At 60.4% G+C, this 17,550-nt stretch carries 18 protein-coding genes; 12 read left to right on the forward strand and 6 right to left on the reverse strand.

The window, feature by feature from the left end:
• From MMS95_RS17090 to MMS95_RS17110, 5 genes are all read right to left on the reverse strand, one after another.
• A partial coding sequence (locus MMS95_RS17090) for a phosphoenolpyruvate carboxykinase (ATP) (protein WP_242141991.1) occupies positions 1 to 448 on the reverse strand: 448 nt, incomplete at its 3' end.
• A gap of 194 nt (positions 449 to 642) precedes the next feature.
• On the reverse strand, positions 643 to 1,521 hold the full coding sequence (hslO, locus tag MMS95_RS17095; RefSeq protein ID WP_015379307.1) for an Hsp33 family molecular chaperone HslO: 879 nt from the start codon (positions 1,519 to 1,521) through the stop codon (positions 643 to 645).
• A 25-nt stretch (positions 1,522 to 1,546) separates the two neighbouring features.
• Positions 1,547 to 1,954 (reverse strand): ribosome-associated heat shock protein Hsp15, encoded by a 408-nt coding sequence (hslR, locus tag MMS95_RS17100; protein WP_004930296.1) that lies wholly within the window; start codon positions 1,952 to 1,954, stop codon positions 1,547 to 1,549.
• Positions 1,951 to 2,631 carry a GMP/IMP nucleotidase gene (yrfG, locus tag MMS95_RS17105; protein WP_004930298.1) on the reverse strand — a complete coding sequence of 227 codons (681 nt, stop codon included), beginning with the start codon at positions 2,629 to 2,631 and terminating at the stop codon, positions 1,951 to 1,953. The genes hslR and yrfG overlap by 4 nt, the downstream gene beginning before the upstream one ends.
• Before the next feature lie 98 nt (positions 2,632 to 2,729).
• Positions 2,730 to 4,865: an intracellular growth attenuator family protein gene (locus MMS95_RS17110; RefSeq protein ID WP_015379305.1), complete on the reverse strand. Its 2,136-nt coding sequence runs from the start codon at positions 4,863 to 4,865 to the stop codon at positions 2,730 to 2,732.
• A gap of 445 nt (positions 4,866 to 5,310) precedes the next feature.
• Here MMS95_RS17110 and nudE point away from each other — a divergent pair, with 445 nt between their 5' ends.
• Complete coding sequence (gene nudE / locus MMS95_RS17115; protein WP_015379304.1) at positions 5,311 to 5,865, forward strand: ADP compounds hydrolase NudE; 555 nt, start codon at positions 5,311 to 5,313, stop codon at positions 5,863 to 5,865.
• Positions 5,866 to 5,916: 51 nt separating this feature from the next.
• Here the strand turns inward: nudE and mrcA are convergent, their stop codons facing one another.
• The gene (mrcA, locus tag MMS95_RS17120) at positions 5,917 to 8,475 is read right to left on the reverse strand and encodes a peptidoglycan glycosyltransferase/peptidoglycan DD-transpeptidase MrcA (protein ID WP_242141993.1); all 2,559 of its coding nucleotides are present in this window, start codon (positions 8,473 to 8,475) and stop codon (positions 5,917 to 5,919) included.
• A 121-nt stretch (positions 8,476 to 8,596) separates the two neighbouring features.
• Here mrcA and pilM point away from each other — a divergent pair, with 121 nt between their 5' ends.
• From pilM to MMS95_RS17175, 11 genes are all read left to right on the forward strand, one after another.
• Positions 8,597 to 9,430 carry a pilus assembly protein PilM gene (gene pilM / locus MMS95_RS17125; RefSeq protein ID WP_033631912.1) on the forward strand — a complete coding sequence of 278 codons (834 nt, stop codon included), beginning with the start codon at positions 8,597 to 8,599 and terminating at the stop codon, positions 9,428 to 9,430.
• On the forward strand, positions 9,430 to 9,969 hold the full coding sequence (locus MMS95_RS17130; protein ID WP_004930306.1) for a PilN domain-containing protein: 540 nt from the start codon (positions 9,430 to 9,432) through the stop codon (positions 9,967 to 9,969). The genes pilM and MMS95_RS17130 overlap by 1 nt, the downstream gene beginning before the upstream one ends.
• On the forward strand, positions 9,962 to 10,456 hold the full coding sequence (locus MMS95_RS17135; RefSeq protein ID WP_166445466.1) for a hypothetical protein: 495 nt from the start codon (positions 9,962 to 9,964) through the stop codon (positions 10,454 to 10,456). The genes MMS95_RS17130 and MMS95_RS17135 overlap by 8 nt, the downstream gene beginning before the upstream one ends.
• Positions 10,449 to 10,742: a hypothetical protein gene (locus MMS95_RS17140; protein ID WP_242141994.1), complete on the forward strand. Its 294-nt coding sequence runs from the start codon at positions 10,449 to 10,451 to the stop codon at positions 10,740 to 10,742. The genes MMS95_RS17135 and MMS95_RS17140 overlap by 8 nt, the downstream gene beginning before the upstream one ends.
• Entirely contained in the window at positions 10,739 to 11,983 is a 1,245-nt protein-coding gene (gene hofQ, locus MMS95_RS17145; RefSeq protein WP_166445465.1) for a DNA uptake porin HofQ, read from the forward strand. The genes MMS95_RS17140 and hofQ overlap by 4 nt, the downstream gene beginning before the upstream one ends.
• Positions 11,984 to 12,332: 349 nt before the next feature.
• A complete protein-coding gene (gene aroK / locus MMS95_RS17150; RefSeq protein WP_004391482.1) occupies positions 12,333 to 12,854 on the forward strand; it encodes a shikimate kinase AroK in 522 nt (173 codons plus the stop codon).
• A 106-nt stretch (positions 12,855 to 12,960) separates the two neighbouring features.
• Positions 12,961 to 14,061: a 3-dehydroquinate synthase gene (aroB, locus tag MMS95_RS17155; RefSeq protein ID WP_048326338.1), complete on the forward strand. Its 1,101-nt coding sequence runs from the start codon at positions 12,961 to 12,963 to the stop codon at positions 14,059 to 14,061.
• 156 nt (positions 14,062 to 14,217) lie between these two features.
• Positions 14,218 to 15,231 carry an SPOR domain-containing protein gene (locus tag MMS95_RS17160; protein WP_033631917.1) on the forward strand — a complete coding sequence of 338 codons (1,014 nt, stop codon included), beginning with the start codon at positions 14,218 to 14,220 and terminating at the stop codon, positions 15,229 to 15,231.
• Between the two features lie 84 nt (positions 15,232 to 15,315).
• Positions 15,316 to 16,128, forward strand: coding sequence for an adenine-specific DNA-methyltransferase (gene dam / locus MMS95_RS17165; RefSeq protein ID WP_004930319.1), 813 nt, complete (start codon positions 15,316 to 15,318; stop codon positions 16,126 to 16,128).
• Positions 16,129 to 16,179: 51 nt separating this feature from the next.
• Positions 16,180 to 16,857 (forward strand): ribulose-phosphate 3-epimerase, encoded by a 678-nt coding sequence (gene rpe, locus MMS95_RS17170; RefSeq protein ID WP_004930320.1) that lies wholly within the window; start codon positions 16,180 to 16,182, stop codon positions 16,855 to 16,857.
• Positions 16,850 to 17,548, forward strand: a complete 699-nt coding sequence (locus MMS95_RS17175; RefSeq protein WP_033631918.1) for a phosphoglycolate phosphatase — start codon at positions 16,850 to 16,852, stop codon at positions 17,546 to 17,548. Before rpe ends, MMS95_RS17175 begins: the two co-directional genes overlap by 8 nt.
• Positions 17,549 to 17,550: the final 2 nt, after the last annotated feature.

A 17,550-nucleotide genomic window follows, 5' to 3' on the forward strand; every position in this document is an offset into this window, starting at 1 on the left:
TGTTTTTCACGAAGTGCGCCTGCCAGGCCACCTCGGTGATGAAGCGCACTTTCAGGCGCGAGTCGGCGTTGGCGCCGCAGAAGGTATCCACCACGAACAGGCGCTTGCCGGACAGTTGTTCGGTGACCAGGTGTTTCAGATCGGCCCACACTTCCGGGCTGAGGGGTTTGTTGTCGTTCTTGCCTTTGCCCTGATCGGCCCACCACACGGTATCGCGGGTGATGTCGTCGCGGACGATGTATTTGTCTTTCGGCGAGCGGCCGGTGAAGATGCCGGTATCGACGGAGACGGCACCCAGCTTGGTGACTACCCCACGCTCAAAACCTTCCAGAGATGGGTCTGTTTCTTCCTTAAACAGCAGTTCATAGCTCGGGTTGTGAACGATTTCGCTGACGTCGTGAATGCCGTAAGCGGCCAGATCCTGAGGGGTTATACCTTTAACGCGCATGTTACTACTCCTTGGTCACAGAATTTCTGGCGGCAATTGTAGGGATCTAACGGTGCGTAACCGCGATGGGTATCAAATATTTAACGTTTTAGGCGGTATTTCGTTACGATCTGAGAGATAGCACACGGAAAAAAGCAAACGTGCAAACGGCGGGCGTTGGCGGGCGCCGGGCGCGCCCGCCGAAAGGGTGTAACTTAGTGCAACTGGTCGCTTTCGCCGGTGTTACCCGCATACAGCGCGGCAACATCAACCGGGTCAAAGACATAGTGGCTGCCACAGTAGTCGCAGTGCATGTCGATATTGCCGTCCTGCTCCAGCATGTCCGCCACTTCGTCGGTCGGCAGGGTCAGCAGCGCGTCGGCGCAACGCTGGCGAGAACAGGTGCAGCGGAACTGCACGTCCTGCGGTTCGTACAAGGTGACCTCTTCCTGATGGTACAGGCGGTACAACACTTCGTTGGCCGGCAGGCCGAACAGCTCTTCGCTTTTGACCGTGTTGGTCAGTTGCACCAGATGATCGAAATCATCGAGGTTGCCGTCCTGCGCCGGCAGCACCTGCAGCAGCATGCCGGCCGCCGCGGCGTTGCCTTCCGCTTCGCCGGTGCGGATGAACAGGCGGGTTGGCAGCTGTTCGGACTGGCGGAAGTAGGCTTCCAGGCATTCGGCCAGGGTTTCACCTTCCAGGCCGACAACGCCCTGATAGCGCTCGCCTTCCGTCGGGGAAATGGTGATGACCATGACGCCGTTGCCGATCATCTGATGCAAGGTGCTGTCGTCGGCGATAGGCGCCTGGGTGCGCGCAACGCCGCGCATCTCCTGGCGATTGTTGCCGTTGATCACCGCCAGCTTCAGCGGGCCGTCGCCTTGCAGCTGAACGGTGATGTCGCCGTCGAACTTCAGGGTGGCGGTCAGCAGACTGGTGGCGACCAGCAGTTCACCCAGCAGCTTTTGCACCGGCGCCGGGTAGTCGTGGTTATTCAGGATCTGCTGATAGGTTTCGCTGACGGTAACCAGCTCGCCGCGCACCGCGTAGTTTTCAAACAGGTAACGGTGCAATTGGTCATGGTTGGACATAATCTTCTCTCATTGCGGTGAGGGGTTATTCCGGCTCACCAAATTTAAATTTCATCAGGTCGCGCCGCTCCTTTTTGTCCGGACGACGGTCCGGATGCGGCATGGTCAACGCGTTCATCTTGCGCGCCAGCGCCATTTTTTCGCGGTTGGCGATGCTGGCTTCGGTTTCCTGATACATTTGCTGCGCCTCGCTGGCGCCGCGGCGTTGGCTGGTCAGCGCCAGCACGATCACCGTACGTTCTTCGTTGCCCTGCCGCAGCTTGAGCTCGGCGTTAAGTTCGACAATCTTGCTCGGCTTGCCACGCTGGCCGTTGTAATGCACCTTGCCGCCGTCGATCATTTCGCGCGCCAGCGCGCGGGTCTTGTAGAAGCGTGCGGCCCACAGCCACTTATCCAGCCGGACCGCGTCGTCGCGCGTCGCTTTTTCCTTCATGCTTCCCCCTTGGCCAGCGCCGGTATCAGCAGGCGATAGTCGCGCATCGACGGATGGCGCTGGAAGCTTTTCTCCGCCGTGCTGGAGTCCGGGTTTTGCACGCCCAGGCAGTAACGAATGCCGAAAGTGCGCGCCGCGTCGAGGATCGGCTCGCCGTCGTCGACGAACAGCGTGCGCTGCGGGTTGAACCCGGTGTGCTGTTGCACCGCCTGCCACAGACGCTGATCTTCTTTCGGATAACCAAATGTGTGGGTGGAAAACAATAAATCAAGGTGCCGATCCAGACCGGTATGCTCGATTTTCACCGCCAGGCTGTGCGGATGGGCGTTGGTCAGCAAAATGGTTTGCAGGCCGGCACCGCGCAGCGCCCGTAAAAATGGCTCGGTGTCCTCGCGCAGCCGGGCGCGGCTGCCCACTTCGCTGGTCATGCGGTAGATATCCAGATCCAACCGCTCGCTCCAGTAATCGAAGCAATACCAATTCATGGTGTGCTGCACCGCCTGATATTCCCGCTCAATAATATTGCGGGCTTCGTCAAACGGAATGGCGCGCCTTTCGCTCAGCGCTTGCGGCACCAGGCTGAGCCAAAAGTGACTGTCGAATTCCAGATCCAGCAAGGTGCCGTCCATATCCAGCAGCACGGTATCGATCTGCGGCCAATCAAACTCGGGAACCATAAAAACTCCACGGGCGAACCGACGGGCGGTCCGCAGATGAGAATAATAGCGTTAGCGTAGCATAAGCAGATGACAGGGCGGAGGCCCCGGCGTCAGGTTCAGGGCATCGGCCGCATCGACATCGGATTGAGCTGCGGGTTGAAGCAGCTGTCGTAGTAACGCTGGATATCGGCGACGCGGTGTTGATTGATGCGCCGACGCTGCACCAGCCGCCAGGCGTTATAGCCCAGGCTGACGACCACCGCCAGCAACAGCAGGCTGGTGCCGAGGTAGCGCCACAGGGTGATCATGTCCGGTTCGCTGTGCAGCGCCACGTGGCGGGTGCCGTTGGCATCGACGCTGAGGCTGGTGATCACCCCCTGGGCCTGGAACGGGGTATGCAACAGCAGAGTGGAAAGGCGCTGCAGCTCATTCCACTGGTCGAGGGCGTTGTATTCGCTTTGCGGCACCGAGGATTGCGGGTGGCTGACCAGTTGGCGGCCTTCGTCGCTGCGGATCAGGAAACCGCCCGGTGGCGGGCTGTTGAGCGCCGCGGCGGCCAGGCGCGTTTCATTGAAGATGAACGATGACGTGGCCACTTTGGTCAGGCTTTCCAGCGACTCGGCGCTCACCGGGCGCAGCAGGACGTTGACGCCTTGCAGCGCGCCGGACCTGGCGCGTTTCATCAGGCCGCTCCAGTTTTTGGCGTTGCCCAGGTTGACCAAGGCGTTTTTTAACCGCACGCAGTCGTTTTCTGCCTGACATAAATCCTGCGTTTTCAAAACGATATCAGAGAAGTCATCCAACAGGATCATGCCGGATTTCTCGATGGCGCTGGCCAGCTGCGGGTTGACCTTCTGATCGGCGCCGCTCGGATGCAGCTGGCTGTTGACCGTGGCCAGCAGGGCCGTCGCTTTGTCTATGACTTCCGATTCCGGCTGCGGCAGCGGGGCGGCGTTGTTCCAATAGATGCCGGAGCAGTCGAACGGCGCAAAATTGACGGTGCCGCCACCGTTGGCCGGCGGCGGCACATAGCACATGCCGCTGCCGCGCACTTTCAGCGTGTCGCCGATGCGCAGCGGCGTGGCTTCCAGGGCCTGCACGCTGGTCACTTCCACTTTTTGCGCACCCTGCAGCCAGGCCATGCTGAGGGTCAGCGGCAGGTTGAGCGGGATATAGATCAACAGCAACAGCAGTACCAGCGCCGAGCTGGCGACCAGCACCGCGTTGCGGCCCCACTGCTGCAGCGGGAAATTCTTCACTTCGTCATGCAGCGAGAGGAAGCGCCCCTGGCGCACTACCTGCCGATTGAGGTAGACGTCCACATCGGTGGTCTTGCCCAGATCCTGAGTCAGGTACGGCTGCCAATGCGGCGGGTAGATAAGATCGATGATGCCGAGCGAAATGTTGCTGATCTGCCCCTGATCGGACTCGCCGAACAGGCCCCAGCGCTTCGGCGTGCCGCGCAGGCAGTGGATCTCTTTCAGCTCACGCGATGCCGGACGGCGGAACAGGTTCCAGCATCCCCAGGCGATCATCAGCACCGCCACAAAAATCATCCAGGGGATAACCAGCACCGGGCTTATCAGGCTGAAGAACAGCAGCAGCAGTGCGGCGGAGATGATGACGGCTTCGCGGATGCCGTTCGGCCGGTTCAGCGCATGCTCTTCCGGCGTTTCCTTGCGAATATTGACCAGCTCGACATGCTCGCTCTCTTCCTTGCGGATGGACGCGTTTTTGGTCGGCGTGGCGGCCACCACCGGCGGCTGCGGCCGGTCGTGAATGTGATCTTTCAGCGAGTGCCCGTTGAGCGAAATCACCAGCGGCAGCGTCTGGGTTCTGATCACTTCCACATGGTTGTCGGCGGTGATATAGGGTTCCCAAAACGGCGGCAGATGCACCTCTTCCGCGTCGAGGTAATAGCGCCATTTATTGGGATCGTCGCTGGCCAGCCCGTAGCGGGTGATGGCGTGCGTGACCGGATATACGTTATCGCTTTGCGGGGTGAGCGCCAGCTTGGCCGCGGGCAGCGTAGCGCCGCCGCCGGGCAACAGTTTGTTGCTCAGTTTGTTTTGCTGACTGAGATAGAACTCGACCGCGGCGCGCTCTTCGTCGGTCAGCTTGCGGTGGGCAGGCTTGATAAACGGCAATGCGTGCGCCAGCGCCGACGGGTTGCGGGCCTTGAACCACAGGTACAGGCCGGCGGCAATCAGGCAGACAAGCACTAAGGCCAATATCAACACTATTGTGCTCATGCAATCCCCATCTCACACCCGTGAATTTCGCCAACCTGATGAAAAGCTGAATATTATACGGAGTAAACCGCCAGGAGGCACCCAGAACTAATGAGGGAACAAACAGATTCTCGCTCTGGATCTCATTCCTTCATGACGCAAGGCCATTTTATCACTGATTCTTGCCTGCGTGATACTAGCAACCGGCCTCTGTCGTCGATATCGGTATTATCCTATTTTCTTGCGCGCTGTTTGCTGAATCAGTACGGAAAATCGCCGGCCGCTGGCTACGCTTGTTAAAAGAAAGTAAATTACTGTTCATGCGCGTTGCGGCGGAGCTTGCCCTTAACGCACAATGTGATCAGGATCGAATTTGGTCAGCGTTTGAGCGCCAATGAGCCGTGCGTTACGCCAATCATTTTTTCGGTTGCCCCGTCCGCGCCTGGGTAACCTCTTTGAGGCAATCATGGATAAACACCTGCAAAAACCTAAAATTCTGAAAGTGGAAACGGTCGCGCGTTCGCGTTTATTTAACGTCGAGTCGGTCGATTTGGAATTCAGCAACGGTGTTCGGCGGGTGTATGAGCGCATGCGGCCTTCGGATCGCGAAGCGGTGATGATCGTGCCGGTGATTGGCGATGACCTGCTGCTGATCCGCGAATATGCGGTCGGCACCGAATCCTATGAGCTGGGGTTCCCGAAAGGGCTGATCGATCCCGGTGAAGGGGTGCTGGAGGCGGCCAACCGCGAGCTGATGGAAGAGGTGGGGTACGGCGCGAAACGCTTTGATTTTCTCAGTAAGCTGACGATGGCGCCGTCCTACTTTTCCAGCAAAATGAATATCGTGCTGGCGCACGATCTCTATCCGCAGAGCCTGGAAGGGGATGAACCGGAGCCCTTGCCGCAGGTGCGCTGGCCGATCGCCAACATGATGGCGCTGCTGGCGGAACCGGATTTCCGCGAGGCGCGCAACGTCAGCGCGCTGTTCCTTTCCGAGGCATTTTTGCGCGCGTCGCGCTGATACGCTTCACGCCGAATAAAAAAAGGGCCAGATTTCTCTGGCCCTTTTCGATCAAAACAGCTCGTGGCTTTCGCCGCCCGGATCGGTCAACGTGGTGCCGGTATCGCGCGATGGGTAATCCGTCGGCTGCGTTCCTTCGATGAAGTACTCGGAACGGCTGCCGCCGCCACCGCCAGAGAGCTTGCCGCTGCTCTTGTCGATGGTGACGCTGATGATGCCCGGCGGCGGCGTGACTTTCTGCTCTGGGATGCCTTCCAGCGCGGTTTTCATAAAGTCGTCCCACGCCGGCTGGGCGCTCTTGGCACCGCCTTCACCGCCGGAAATCTGATCCGGGATGGCGCCGGATACCGTCGAACGGCCCAGGTCGCGGCGGTGATCGTCAAAACCGATCCACACCGAGGTCACGGTATCCGGGCCATAGCCGGAGAACCAGGCGTCCTTGGAACTGTTGGTGGTACCGGTTTTGCCGCCGATATCATGACGTTTCAGATCGCGGCCGGCGCGCCAGGCGGTACCCATCCAACCCGGTTCGCCGAAGATATTGCTGTTCAGCGCGTCGTGGATCAGGAAGGCCAGCTGTGTGCTGATGACGTGCGGCGCATACTGTTGGTCGCCGTCCTGCTGTACCTGAGCCGGGGTGACTTGCTCCAGCTGAGGCATCGGCACCGTGCTGTTGTTGCCTTCCTGCGAGGTGGCGACGTTTTCGATGTTGTCGTCGGACAGCACCGCCGAACGGTGGGTATCGCCGTAGATCACCGGCAGGTTACAGCTGCCGCACACCACTTTCGGTTTGGCTTCGAACACCGTATTGCCGTTATCGTCTTCAATTTTGGTGATGAAGTACGGATCGACCAGGTAACCGCCGTTCGCCAGCACCGCGTAGCCGCGCACCAGCTGCATCGGGGTGAAGGAGGCGGACCCCAGCGCCAGCGATTCGGTATGCACGATATTCTGCGCCGGGAAGCCGAAGCGCTGCAGATATTCCGCCGCGTAGTCGACGCCCATCGCGCGCATCGCACGCACCATCACCACGTTCTTCGATTGCCCCAATCCCTGTCGCAGGCGAATCGGGCCGTCGTAGGTCGGCGGCGAGTTCTTCGGCCGCCAGTCGGTGCCGGCGCCGGCATCCCAACGGGTAATCGGCAAGTCATTCAGAATGGTGGCCAGCGTCAGGCCTTTATCCATCGCGGCGGTGTACAGGAACGGTTTGATGTTCGAGCCCACCTGACGCAGGGCCTGCGTGACGCGGTTGAACTTGCTCTGATTAAAGTCGAAGCCGCCAACCAGCGCTTTCACCGCGCCGTCGTTCGGGTTGATAGAGACCAGCGCCGAGTTGACGTCCGGCACCTGCGACAACCACCAGGCTTCGTTCACTTTACGCACCCACACTTGCTGGCCGGCCTGCACTACGTCGGTGACGCGTTTCGGCGTTGGGCCTTGCTGAGTGTCCGAACGGTATGGGCGTGCCCAGCGCATGGTCGCCATCGGCAGGGCAATACTGCTGCCGTCGGCCAGCATCGCCATCGCTTCCTGCGGGTTGGCGGCGGTGATCACCGCCGGCGCCAGCGGGCCGTAGTTCGGCAGGTTTTTCAGCGAATCGACAATCTGTTTGCGATCCCAGGCCGCTTCGCCGACTTTCCACAACACGTTGGATGGGCCGCGGTAACCGTGGCGCATGTCATAGGCCAGCACGTTGTTGCGTACCGACTCCTGCGCCGCCAGCTGCAGCCGTTTGGTGACGGTGGTGTAAACCTTGTAACCATCGGTATAGGCGTTTTCACCGTAACGCTTGATCATCTCCTGACGCACCATCTCGGAGAGATACGGCGCGGAGAAGCTGATTTCCGGCGCATGGTAATTGGCGACCAGGTCTTCGGAGCGCGCCTGATCGTACTGCGCCTGCGTGATGTAGTGTTCGTCCAGCATGCGCGACAGCACCACGTTGCGACGGGCAACGGCGCGATCGTGCGAATAGAGCGGGTTGAAGGTGGATGGCGCTTTCGGCAGGCCGGCGATGGTCGCCATTTCGCTCAGGGTCAGCTGGCTGACGTCTTTGCCGAAATAGACCTGCGCGGCGGCGCCCACGCCGTAGGCGCGGTAACCCAGATAGATCTTGTTCAGATACAGCTCAAGGATTTCATCCTTGGTGAGCATCTGCTCGATGCGCACCGCCAGGAAGGCTTCCTTGATTTTACGCATCAGGGTGCGTTCCGGGCTTAAGAAGAAGTTACGCGCCAGCTGTTGGGTAATGGTACTGGCCCCCTGCGAAGCGTGGCCGGAGACCAACGCGATGGAGGCGGCGCGGAAGATGCCGACCGGATCGACGCCATGGTGATCATAGAAGCGGCTGTCTTCGGTGGCGATGAATGCGTGCACCATCACCGGCGGAATTTGATCCAGTTTCAGCGGAATGCGGCGTTTCTCGCCGTATTGGGCGATCAGTTCGCCATCGGCGCTGTAGACCTGCATCGGTATCTGCAGCCGCACATCTTTCAGCGTTGCGACGTCGGGCAGCTGCGGCTCGACATATTTGTACAAGCCGAAAATCGAGGCTGCTCCCAGCACGATGCAACATACTGCAAGGATTAGTAAATACTTTACGAACTTCACCTGAGATTTCCCATTTCTAAGTCATTTGGGCAGTTTATAAACAACCGCGCGGTAGTATAAAGGCAAGCCTGCGACATGGATATGTTCTTTTATCATCTGATGTTATGGAGGCTTGCGAAACATGTTCCCTCAAGCATGGCAGGTGGGGCTGGATATACAAATCGACTGCGTGCGGGCGGTGGCGGCTCAACGCCGCCGCAACGGCTGGCAGTTGCGCCACTGGTGGCAGCAGGCGCTGCCGCAGGCGGTTTTACGCGATGGCTGTCTGGAACCTTCCGAATTTCTTATCCGGGCGCTGCGGCAATGGCGCGTCCAACTGCCGCGACATATTTCCTTACGCATTGCCCTGCCGGCGCAGCGCGTGTTGCAGCAACGCATGGCGCAGCCGGACGCGCGGCTGCGCGAGCCGGAACGCAGCGACTATATCGGCGGCCACGGTGTGAAGCAGTTTCCGCTCGACGGCCAGACGCTGGCGCTCGACTATCGCACCGCGCCGGCGGATGAGGCGGCGCTGTTGCTGACCGCCGCGCGGCGGCAGGAGCTGCAGCAGTGGCTGCATTGTCTGCGTCAGGCTGGCCTGCATCCGCAAGCGGTCGATATCACCCCCTGCGCGCTGCGGATGATGGCGACGGCGGCAGGCGTGCCGCCCGCCGCGGGGCTAATGCACCGTCTCGAACGAGAATGGCTGTGGGTGGCGCCGGCTGACGGCGCGTTCGCCTTTGGTCTGGCGCCGGGCGACGATGACGCGCAGGCGCTGCGGGCGCTGCAAGCCCAGATGCCGGCGGGCGACGATCGGCCCATCTATGCCGGCAGCGTGCTGGCAGGTGCCTTGCCCGCCGGTTGCCTTGCCTGGTCGCCGCTCAGCGCCTTCACGCAGCTGCGTCCGCCGTTGCCTGCGCATCCTTCGGCGTTCGCGTTGGCCGGTGGCCTGGCGCTGCGCGAGGAGGATCGCTGATGTATCAGGTCAACTTTCTGCCCTGGCGACAACGCCGCGAGCGGCGACGCGGCTATTTTTGGTTGGGCGTGCTGCTGTTGCAGCTAACGGCACTGCTGCTGGCGCTGTTCCTGGTCGCCGGCCAGTTGCGTCACCAACAGGCGCAGCGGCAGGCGCGGCTGGCGATGCTGGGTGAAGAGCTGGCGGCACTGACGTTGCTCGCCCGTCAGCAACAGCAAGAGCGGGCGCAGCGGGCGCTGCACCGCGCCCGCGCCGAACGGCAGGCGAGCAACGCCCAACATAACCGGCGTTATTTTCAGCTGCTGCAGCAATTGTCCTCCAGCATTCCTCCACCGCTGTGGCTCACGGCGATGGAGAGTGATGCGGTGAACGGCCTGCGGCTGCGTGGATTGAGCCGCTCTCCTGCGGCCATCACGCAGTTCGAACGGCGGCTGGCGGGGATGCCTGCGTTGCCGCGGTTGCGTTTGGCTGAGGTGGCGCAACGCGACGACGGCCTGTACACCTTTCATCTGGCGGCGCAGTGGGGGCGAGATGGATAACCATTTGTCATCCGGGCTGCGTCTCTGGCTGAGCTTGCCGGGCTGGCTATTACTGCTGTCGCAAGGGTTGGGTATCGGCACGTTGGCGCTGTTGGGCGGCGGCTGGATGCTGCAAGACGAATGGCGTCAGCGGGAAAGCGCGGCGGAGCGGCAACAGCGTCTGTTGCAACAGATCGCCATGGTGCAACGCCAACTGGACGAGGTGCCGGAAACCGCTATCCCGGCGGCGCCGCTACCTCCGTCCACCACCGGCGATCTGGCGAGCGTGCTGCAACGGGCGGGAGGCGCGTTGTTGCGCTGGCAGCGGCAGGAAAAACCGCCGCGGCAAACGCTGAGCTTGCGCATTGACTACGCCGGTTTGCTGGCGCTGCTGGAGACGCTGCCCACCGATGTACGCCTTGAGCAGCTGAGCGTGGAGACGCCGTCCCTTGGCATGACGGCGCGGTTGGTTTTGCAGGATGCCACCGAGGATCAGCCCAATGAGTAAAAGACCCTGCCGTTGGTGGTGGTTGCTATGGCCATGGGCATTGTGCGCTGAGCCGCGCGACCCGTTTGCGCCGCTGCCGATGCCTGCTTGTGCCCAAACGGAGGCGTCGCCGGCGGGCTGGCGACTGAAAGGCGTCATCGGGCAACCGACGCTGCGCTATGGCTGGGTGGTGACGCAGGTGCAGGCGCGTAGCCTGACGTTAAAGGCGCTGATGGCCGAACCAGATTGCCCGGCGAGCCAGGGCGACGTCTCGCTCATGATGGACAACAAGGATGGCAAACCATGAAAGGATGTGTTGGATTGGGCTTGGCGCTGTGGTGTCTGGCGCTCGGCAGCGCGCAGGCGCAGGATAAGCAGCGGGTTTCCCTGGAATTTCAGGATGCGCCGGTCACGGTCATCCTGCAGGCGTTGGCGGATTATCGGCAGATGAACCTGATCGCCGCGCCCGGCGTGAGCGGCAACCTGACGCTGCGGCTGGAGAATGTGCCCTGGCCGCAGGCGCTGGCGTTGACCCTGCGCATGGGCAAACTGGCGATGACGCGGGAAGGCAACGTGATACTGATCTCGCCGGAGCCGGACGCACAGGAAAAAAGGCAGCAGCGAGAGGCGTTGGCGCAGCGGCAACCGCTGCACAGCCTGACCTTGACGTTACAGAACGGCGATGCGGCGGAAATTGCCGAAAGCCTCAACGCCCAACGTGGCGCGTTGCTGAGCGAGCGTGGCAGCGTGTTGGCGGATAAACGCACCAATACGCTGCTGCTGCGCGACACCGCGCCAATCCTGACGCAGTTGAAAAAGCGGGTAACGGAAATGGACGCGCCGCTGGCGCAGGTGCAACTGGCGGCGCATATCGTGACCATCAACCGCGAAAGCCTGCGTGAGCTTGGCGTGCGTTGGGGGTTGGCGCCCGACGACAGGCCGGCGCGGCCGTTGCGGCCGGGCAATGTCGGTGTCAACCTGCCGCTGGAGCGCAGCGCGGTGAACGCCGGTTTCCATCTGGCGCGCATCAGCGGGCGTTTGCTGAGCCTGGAGCTGACGGCGCTGGAGCAGGAGAATCAGGTGGAGATCATCGCCAGTCCACGCCTGCTGACGGCGCACCTGCAAACCGCCAGTATCAAGCAGGGAACCGAGATCCCTTACGAAGTGTCAAGCGGCGCCAGCGGTGCGACTGCCATCGAGTTCAAAGAGGCGGTGCTGGGCATGGAGGTGACACCGAAAGTGTTGCCGGACGGGCGCATCACGCTGACGCTGCACATCAGCCAAAATATGCCGGGGCGCGCCATCAGCCGCGGGGCGGGTGAGGCACTGACCATCGATAAACAGGAGATTAAGACGCAGATCACGGTGAAAAACGGTGAAACCCTGGTGCTCGGCGGTATTTTTCAACGGCATAGCGGCAAGACGGCGGACAAGGTGCCGGGGTTGGGGGATGTGCCGTTATTGGGAGGCTTGTTCCGACAAAGCGGCGCACAACAGAAAAAACGCGAGCTGGTGATCTTCATTACGCCGACCCTGATTAAGGGATAAGCGGCGGCCTGTCGGCCGGGCGGCAAATCTCCTAAAGTTGATGAGCAGATACACTTTTTTATCTCCTTGGGGGGATCTGCGTTTGACGCTGCGGCCGATTTAGCTTACAAGGGTTACCGAATTGAGCACCGAGGTTTTTTGTTAGCGTCAAGACGCCGTTAAAAACATATGGTTTCCCTCCCGCGGCGTGGATTGCGATTTATTCGGTTGCCAAACTACCAAGAGTGTTGAGATAATTTTTCGTCTGATCTCGCACTATCGCTCATGAGGTTTCAGTTTAGGTCCCGCCGCTGATTTGATTGGCGGGGCGGGTTAACATTAACGAATTGTCTTAGTAATACCGAAAAACATGGCAGAGAAACGCAATATCTTTCTGGTTGGGCCTATGGGTGCCGGCAAAAGCACTATTGGCCGTCAGTTAGCTCAGCAACTCAATATGGAGTTCTTCGACTCCGATCAAGAAATTGAGCGACGTACCGGAGCTGACGTGGGCTGGGTATTCGACGTGGAAGGGGAAGAAGGTTTCCGCGATCGTGAAGAAAAAGTCATTAATGAACTGACGGAAAAACAAGGGATTGTGTTGGCGACCGGCGGCGGTTCGGTGAAGTCGCGCGAAACGCGCAACCGTCTGTCCGCGCGCGGTGTGGTGGTCTATCTGGAAACCACGATCGAGAAGCAGCTTGCTCGTACCCAGCGTGATAAAAAACGCCCGCTGCTGCAGGTCGATTCTCCGCCGCGTGAAGTGCTGGAAGCCTTGGCGAAAGAGCGCAATCCGTTGTATGAAGAGATTGCCGATGTCACCATCCGCACCGACGATCAGAGCGCTAAAGTGGTTGCCAACCAGATCATCAACATGCTGGAAAGCAACTGATTGCCGCTTTCCGCGTTCGCCGTCGGCCAATGCGGAAAACTGATTTGTGTTCCCCGCCGCAGCGGGGATCAACCACCGCCGCACCATACAGAGAACTGAGCGCGACATGGAGAGAATTACTGTAACGCTTGGGGAGCGCAGCTACCCGATTACCATCGCCGCCGGATTGTTTAACGATCCGGCTTCTTTTATGCCGTTGAAGGCGGGTGAGCAAGCGATGTTGGTCACCAACCAGACCCTGGCGCCGCTTTATCTGGAGCGTGTCCGGCAGGTGTTGGAGCAGGGCGGCGTCGTGGTGGATCAGGTGATCCTTCCCGATGGTGAGCAGTACAAATCTCTGGCGGTGTTGGAGCAGGTGTTTTCGGCGCTGCTGGAAAAACCGCACGGGCGTGATACCACGCTGATCGCCCTCGGCGGCGGCGTTGTCGGCGATCTGACCGGCTTTGCCGCCGCGTGCTACCAACGCGGCGTGCGCTTTATTCAGGTTCCCACCACGTTGTTGTCGCAGGTGGACTCTTCCGTGGGCGGCAAGACCGCCGTCAACCACCCGCTCGGCAAAAACATGATTGGCGCTTTCTATCAACCCGCTTCGGTGGTGGTTGATCTGGATTGCCTGAAAACCTTGCCGACGCGTGAACTCTCTTCCGGCCTGGCAGAAGTCATCAAATACGGGATCATCCTCGATCGCGAGTTCTTCGTCTGGTTGGAAAACAACATCGATGCGCTGATGGCGCTGGATATGCAGGCGTTGGCCTACTGTATCCGCCGCTGCTGTGAGCTCAAGGCCGAGGTGGTGGCTGCCGACGAACGCGAAAGCGGCCTGCGCGCCTTGCTGAATCTGGGCCATACTTACGGCCACGCCATCGAAGCCGAAATGGGCTACGGCGTATGGCTGCACGGTGAAGCGGTGGCTGCCGGCATGGTGATGGCGGCGGAAACCGCGCACCGTCTCGGCCAGTTCTCCGTTGAAGATATCGAACGCATCAAAACGCTGCTGCTGCGCGCCGGCTTGCCGGTCTGCGGGCCGCAGGAAATGACGCCGGGATCCTATCTGCCGCACATGCTGCGCGACAAGAAAGTGCTGGCGGGTGAACTGCGCCTGGTGCTGCCGACCGCGATCGGTGCGGCGGAAGTGCGCGGCGGCGTAGGGCATGAGCTGGTGTTGGCGTCGATCGCCGCCTGCCTGCCTGAGCAGACGCGTAATTAAATCGGACTAAGTAACAGTGGCTTAGCCGCCATTTGCATCTATATTAATACAGTGAGCAGAGCACGACGGGTGTCGCTTTGCCATCATCGGGTTAATCTGCCCGTGCCACGGTAGGTCTACGGTGGTGGGCTTTTGCCTCTAGTTGGAGGGTTTCAGATGGACGAGTTTAAACCGGAAGACGATCTCAGACCTGATAGCAGCGATCGTCGCCCTACGCGCTCGCGCAAGCCGGCCGCTGCGCCGCGCTTCGCCGTTTCGCGCCAACATTTGATGATTGGCATCGGCATTTTGGTGCTGCTGCTGCTGATTATCGGCATCGGTTCCGCCCTGAAGGCGCCGACCAAACATGAAGCGGCTCAGGAGAACGGCGCGCAAAACGGCGGAGCCCGCGATATCAACCTGTCCGGTTCTTCGTCGCTGACTACCGCCAACAACGGCGTGCCGGGCGGTACCACGGATACCCACGATAACAACGGCGTGAGCGCGACTCAGCCGCAGCAACCGCAGAACGTCAGCGTTCCGCCGATCTCCGGCACGCCGACCGAAGCGCAAACGCAGCCTCAGCAGGGCGGTGCGCAGCAGCGCGTCGATTTGCCGGGCAACATGGCGGATGCGTTGTCGCAGCAGCAGGGGCAGGTGGATGCGGCGACCCAAGGCATGACCGGCGCAGCGTCGACGTTGCCGACCGCACCGGCGACGGTGATGAGCGGCGCCGCAGCGCGCGAAGCGACGCGTCCTGTGCAGGGAACCGCGCCGCAACAGCATAAAACGCCGGCGAAAACTGCCGCCGCCAAACCGGCCGCAACGCAGCATAAATCACCGACCACGGTGTATACGCCGCCGGCCAAGCCGTCTTCCACCGCGAAAGCGGGAGCGGTCGCCAGCAGCGGCAGCTCTGTGCAGTCTGCGCCGGGCAGCCACTATACCTTGCAGCTGAGCAGCGCTTCGCGTTCCGATACGCTGAACGCCTACGCCAAACAGCAGAAGCTGCAGAATTACCTGGTGTACGCCACCAAGCGTGACGGCAAGCCGTGGTACGTGCTGGTGAGCGGCAACTATGCTTCTTCCGCAGAAGCGAAGCGCGCCATTGCTTCGTTGCCGGCGGATGTGCAGGCGAAAAAACCATGGGTCCGACCTGTACACCAAGTGCAGCAAGATCTTAAAAAATAAATCATTTAAATTTGTGCGCTGATGTGCTGTCTGAAACAGAGTACAATCCGCCGCTCTGAATTGTATAAGTAGCTAATTGACGGCATGAAGAAAAACCGCGCTTTTTTAAAATGGGCTGGTGGAAAATACCCGCTGGTAGATGAGATTCGTCGCCATCTGCCGGCGGGAGACTGCTTAATCGAGCCCTTCGTGGGTGCGGGATCCGTCTTTCTGAATACGGATTACGACGCCTACATTCTCGCCGACATCAATAGCGATCTTATCAACCTGTATAACATCGTTAAGCTGCGCACGGATGACTTCGTGCGCGATGCCCGCACGCTTTTCGCCGATGAATTCAATAACTCGGATCAGTTTTACCTGCTGCGAGAAGAGTTCAATACTAGCACCGAGCCTTACCGCCGGGCGCTGCTGTTCCTGTACCTGAACCGTCACTGCTATAACGGCCTGTGCCGCTATAACCTGCGCGGCGAGTTTAACGTGCCGTTTGGCCGGTACAAGAAACCGTACTTCCCGGAAGAAGAGCTGTACTGGTTTGCCGAAAAATCGCGCAATGCCACTTTTGTCTGCGAGCATTACCGCGATACCATGGCGAAGGCCGTGGCCGGTGCCGTGGTGTATTGCGATCCGCCTTACGCGCCGCTGTCGGCGACGGCGAATTTCACCGCTTACCACACCAACAGCTTCAGCATCGCCGATCAGCAGAGTTTGGCGCATCTGGCGCACCAGCTCTCGGTAGAGAGCCAGGTACCGGTATTGATCTCCAATCACGATACCGAGCTGACGCGCGACTGGTACCAGCATGCTGCGCTGTATGTGGTGAAAGCGCGCCGCACGATCAGCCGCAATATTCTCGGCCGCAGCAAAGTGAATGAGCTTTTGGCGCTGTATCGCTAAGCCGGGGGCACCCCGGCGCATAACAACTCGACCCTACGTTTGGAGAAGCGGATGAAAAAGTTTTTGATTGCCCCGTCCATTCTGTCGGCAGATTTTGCCCGGTTAGGTGAAGATACCGCTAACGTGCTGGCCGCAGGCGGCGACGTGGTGCACTTCGACGTCATGGACAACCACTACGTGCCCAATCTGACCATCGGTCCGATGGTGTGCGAAGCGCTGCGCAACTACGGCATTACCGCGCCGATTGACGTGCATCTGATGGTCAAGCCGGTAGATCGCATCGTGCCAGATTTCGCCAAGGCCGGCGCGTCTTATATCTCTTTCCACCCCGAAGCTTCCGAACATGTCGATCGCACCATTCAGCTGATCAAAGAGCACGGTTGTAAGGCCGGCCTGGTGTTCAACCCGGCGACGCCGCTAAGCTACCTCGATTACGTGATGGATAAAATTGACGTGATCCTGCTGATGTCGGTCAACCCGGGCTTCGGCGGCCAGTCGTTTATCCACGGCACTCTGGACAAGCTGCGCCAGGTACGCAAACTGATCGACGACAGCGGTCGCGATATCCGCCTGGAAGTCGACGGCGGGGTGAAAGTGGATAACATCGCCGAAATCGCCGCCGCAGGCGCCGATATGTTCGTCGCCGGTTCCGCCATCTTTGGCCAGCCGGACTACCGCAAGGTGATTGACGAAATGCGCAGCGAGCTGGCGAAGGTTACCCATGGCTGATTTCGGCGCGATCCGCGCATTGGCCTTCGATCTGGACGGCACGCTGGTCGACAGCGCGCCGGGTCTGGCGGCCGCCATCGATATGGCGCTGGAAGAGACGGGCCTGCCGCAAGCGGGTGAGGAGCGGGTCGGCACCTGGATCGGCAACGGCGCCGACGTGCTGGTGCAGCGCGCGCTGCGTTGGGCGGAGGCGGAAGGCTCGCCGGAGCAGTGCAGCCGGCTGCGTGAACGCTTCGACCATTTCTACGCGCAGACCGTCGACAGCGGCAGCCGTCTGTTCCCACAGGTGCAAGAGACGCTGGCCCGCCTGGCCGCGCACGGTTACCCGATGGCGCTGGTGACCAACAAGCCGACGCCGTTCGTGGCGCCGCTGCTGGCATCGTTGGGCATTGGCGACTATTTCTCGCTGGTGATCGGCGGCGACGACGTGACGGAAAAGAAACCGCACCCGGCGCCGTTGTACCTGGTGCTCGGCAAGCTTGGCCTGCGCGCGCATGAACTGCTGTTCGTCGGCGACTCACGCAACGATATTCAAGCCGCGCAGGGCGCCGGTTGCCCGAGCGTCGGCTTTACCTACGGTTATAACTACGGCGAATCGATCGCCCTGAGCCACCCCGATCGGGTGTTGGAGCGCTTCGCCGATTTGTTGCCCGCTCTTGGGCTGTCATCTTTAGAGAATCAGGAAATTTAAAC

This window comes from Serratia sp. PGPR-27, from assembly GCF_022678525.1.
Lineage (GTDB): Bacteria > Pseudomonadota > Gammaproteobacteria > Enterobacterales > Enterobacteriaceae > Serratia > Serratia nematodiphila.